This is a genomic window from Frankia sp. RB5 (assembly GCF_059816245.1).
This window is the reverse complement of sequence record NZ_JCBATA010000147.1, coordinates 1-1,702: the sequence shown is the minus strand read 5'-3', so window position 1 is coordinate 1,702 and position 1,702 is coordinate 1. Positions and strand designations below refer to the sequence as shown.

Annotated in this window: 3 protein-coding genes; all 3 read right to left on the bottom strand. The window is 68.0% G+C overall.

The window, feature by feature from the left end; all coding sequences use genetic code 11:
- Positions 1–261: 261 nt before the first annotated feature.
- Positions 262–765 (bottom strand): hypothetical protein, encoded by a 504-nt coding sequence (locus AC6EXY_RS33215; protein WP_499819014.1) that lies wholly within the window; start codon positions 763–765, stop codon positions 262–264.
- Positions 762–1,355: a recombinase family protein gene (locus tag AC6EXY_RS33210; protein WP_499819015.1), complete on the bottom strand. Its 594-nt coding sequence runs from the start codon at positions 1,353–1,355 to the stop codon at positions 762–764. The genes AC6EXY_RS33215 and AC6EXY_RS33210 overlap by 4 nt, the downstream gene beginning before the upstream one ends.
- A gap of 100 nt (positions 1,356–1,455) precedes the next feature.
- Positions 1,456–1,702: tetratricopeptide repeat protein (locus tag AC6EXY_RS33205; RefSeq protein WP_499842481.1), on the bottom strand; the 247-nt coding region annotated here is incomplete at its 5' end.

Sequence of the window (1,702 nt, the reverse complement as noted above, 5' to 3'; positions counted from 1 at the left end):
CGGCCGCCGCCGCATCCTCATGTGTATTCACAAACCATGGAGAATCACGCGGCGGCCGCCCCACACCACCCGCCGCGCCGCAGGCGCGAATCAGGACCACACGGCAGCCACTGGGACTGTAGTACTAGGCCGTTGCCCTTGTTGCGTAGACGACGGCTCGGCGCTCGTGCGCGTCGTCGTAGGGGCCCTTCACGATGGCCCGCCCGTAGCTTCCAGCGAAAAAACAACGCCAAGCGGCGATCGCCGAGGAATCGGAAGGCGCTAGTCCTGCAGAAGTTGCCCGGTGACGGGGTCGAGCAGCTCGAAGCGGACCACGATCGTTCGACGTACCCCGGTCTCAAGCATGGCTGTGACCCGGTGGCGGCCGTTGTCGTACCAGCGGTCGGCGGGGTAGTCGCCGAGTTCGATGCGTACGGGTTCGATGACGAGCAGGCTTTCCAACGCTTCGAGTTGCCATCCCGAGATCCCCTCGGCCTTGGCTGCGTCCACGGCGTGATCGCCGACGTCGGTGCCGGTCGCTCCGGCGGCATGGGCCTGTGCGACGAGTCGGATGGCGTTGGCGTTGACGCGGTGCCAGTCGCCGCCGTGGTACCAGCTGCAGCTGCGGCCTTCGCAGCTGGGGACGAGTCGGCGGTAGGTGCGGCGCCAGGTTGGTACACGCCGGTTCATGCAGGCGGGTCTGTCGAGCGCTTCCGGGGTTGGCAGCGTAGCGAGCGGTGTGACGACGTAGGACCACCGCTCGATCCACTCCGGGGCGCAGGTCACGAAGCCGTTCCGGTCACGGTGGCCTTGGTGAGGTGCCGGTAGATGGTGGGGCGGGTGACGCCGAACTCGTCGGCGATCTGCTGGACGGTGTACGTGCGTCGGCCGTCGGGGCCGGTTTCGTCGTACATCTCCTGCGCGAGCTGCACCTGGCGGGGTCCGAGCTTGGGTTTCTGCCCGCCGGTGCGGCCGCGGGCGCGGGCGGCCGCGAGGCCGTCCATCGTGCGCTCCGACATCAGTGCGTGTTCGAACTCGGCGATCGCGCCGAGGATCTGGAAGAACATCCGGCCGATCGCGGTGGAGGTGTCGATGCCCTGGTCGAGCACCACCAGGTCGACGCCGCGGGCCTGCAGGTCGGCGGACAGTTCGAGGAGGTGTTCGAGGGAGCGGCCGAGCCGGTCGAGCTTGGTGATGACGAGCTGGTCGCCGGCGCGGTTGGCGCACAGCAGCGCCTTGTCGAGTTCGGGCCGGCGGGCGAGTTTGCCGGAGGCCTTGTCGATGAAGATCTCGTCGCAGCCGGCTGCGCGCAGGGCGTCGTGTTGGGCTTCGGGGTGCTGGTCGCGGGTGGAGACCCGTCCATAGCCGACGCGCATGATCGAAGCGTAGCGCGAACGGGGGTGTACGTGACATAGCCGCGTACACGGCATGCGTTACACGTGTGACCTGCGGAGACAGGTTGTCGATCAATGTGTTTCATGAACGATCGTTACCGGTCAACCCCACCCGCTCCCGCCAGCGGGCCAGCCCTACGAGGGTGGTCAGTGTGCCCACGTGGTCGGGTCCGAGTACTCGCAGGCGATCGGCGAGCAGGGTCTCGAACGCCGCCGCGGCGCCGGCCGGATCGCCCGCCTCCCCCCGCCAGTGGGCCAGGTTGTGTCGAGCGTTCATGGTCTCTGGGTGGTCGGGTCCGAGTATTCGCAGCATGTCGGCGAGCAGGGCC

Bases quoted from the DNA above. Each gene is read 5' to 3' on its own strand.
- AC6EXY_RS33210 (WP_499819015.1), bottom strand. From the start codon at position 1,355: ATGCGCGTCGGCTATGGACGGGTCTCCACCCGCGACCAGCACCCCGAA.